Annotated in this window: 1 protein-coding gene; it reads right to left on the bottom strand. The window is 40.2% G+C overall.

What is annotated here, in order from left to right; all coding sequences use genetic code 11:
- Window positions 1–276 precede the first annotated feature (276 nt).
- Window positions 277–1,719, bottom strand: coding sequence for a DDE-type integrase/transposase/recombinase (locus IEW48_RS16555; RefSeq protein WP_188624705.1), 1,443 nt, complete (start codon window positions 1,717–1,719; stop codon window positions 277–279).
- Between the last annotated feature and the right edge of the window lie 142 nt (window positions 1,720–1,861).

Below are 1,861 nucleotides of genomic sequence, written 5' to 3'. Positions count from 1 at the left end.
GGTAGTGTAAAAAGTTCTATGAAAAACTAGAGCTAGCTACTCCGAAGGAGTAAAGTATTAAGGTTTGTATACGCATGACCGCTCTCGCTCTTGACAAACACCATCCAAATGGTCGTTTTCAAGTAACGAGGGCGAAGGGAACAGATAAGTAGACGCACTTAAATAAGCCCTCGGTCATCCAGCTTACCATTTGTCTGGATTCGGTTTGTCAAGAGTTCGCTTCGCCGAGAGCTAGGTTGATCTTCTACACTTCGGGCTCTGCTAAACAGATAAGCACTAGGCTGTCTGCTGTTCAATGATGTATTCCTGTGACAACTCAATGAGCTTTGCCCATCGGGCAGGCATATGAGGTAAATCACGTAATTCTGGGATAATCACAGGTACTTTACCTTCTAGTTTCGCGTGTGGTCTAAGAAAGTTAAAGTAAGCAACAAATAGGGTCACATACGACACAGACCCTTGTTCAGACCCAAATCCATGTGTGGATCTGTAGTTGCCCTTAAAGGTCCGATTGAGTCTTTCCACGATTTGTTTAAGTGGTCGGTACTCTTTGGACACAGGGTCTTCGTTGGTTAGACCAATAACTTGCTTCACATCAAATGAAATATCCTGTTGAGCAAAGAAGTGTTGTGCCAACAGGTATATAGGATTACCATCCACTACGAAGGTCAAGTCCTGAGGTGTTTCCCTCAGCTTATGTAGCACCTCATCAATCGCTTTAATGGCAGACAGTGTATCTCTATTTGGAGATACAGGATAAGACAGAATTACCTTCTTCACCGCGTCAAAAAAGAAGAATAAATAATGCCAGCGCCCATTGACACGGATGTAGGTCTCATCACCACAGAACTGATCAGACAGCTCGTAAGGATAGTGATCGACATAAGGCTTAACTGTTAGTGCCACACTGTTCTCGTAGTTTAAAATGCTTTGATGTGAAATGGATACACCATGAATGTCTTTCATGATGGCAGCTGTCTTTCGAGCAGATAGTCCATAATTCACATGGTAGGTTAAGATAAGTCCCAATGTATGTGGGGACACATACAGCCTTGATAAATCAACTTTAGGCTTCTTGGGAGATTTCTTAGCTAAAGGCTGATAATCAAAGCGAAATTGACGGAAAATGTAGCGCATTTTGAATGCCTGAGGATCATCCTTGAACTGCTGTTTCTCTTTTTTAGACAGACCGTTTAATTTCTTTTGATAATAAGAGCAGTCATTGTTTTTGCACTTGAATATATCAAAGTCTTTTCGTTCCTTTATTTTCTCAAGTGTTTTGGAACAATGTGGACATTTAAGTATCGCCTCCTTGAGGTAACGATTTTTATTACTGAAAAGACAGCTACACACTTTACACCGATACTGTCCTTTCGCTCCATTATTGGCGTACAAATACTCAGATGGAGCACCACACTTAGGACATTTCATGGATGAAGGTATGGATGTTGTAGACTTAGAGTGTCTTTTAACGGGCTTGAGAGGTTTCCCTTTTGCCTCCAAATACTCCTGTAACAGTAGCTTATAGTTTAACTTTTCTGGAGTCTCGATGATCGGGAGATCATCCACTTGTAGTTTTCTATAAGGCTTATTGACTGGAGGACGTTCCGAGGGCTTGTCAAACATGCTTTTTCCGATAAGCAGAGTAAGTAACGTTCGAATGATTTGATCTTGGTACTTGATATAAGTAAGTAAATAAGTTAATAATTGAGGTAACAACTTGTCACTTCCTTTCTTAGGTTTTGAGTGTGTGGTTACCTCATAAATACCTAAGATTTTAGGGGGTGGCAAGTTTTTTGCTTATAAACCCACTTAAATCAAGGATTATTAGCTTATTTAATATAAAACTTTTTACAATACG

The sequence above is a fragment of the Caldalkalibacillus thermarum genome, assembly GCF_014644735.1.
Classification (GTDB): domain Bacteria; phylum Bacillota; class Bacilli; order Caldalkalibacillales; family Caldalkalibacillaceae; genus Caldalkalibacillus; species Caldalkalibacillus thermarum.
This window is presented reverse-complemented; position numbering and strand designations above follow the sequence as displayed.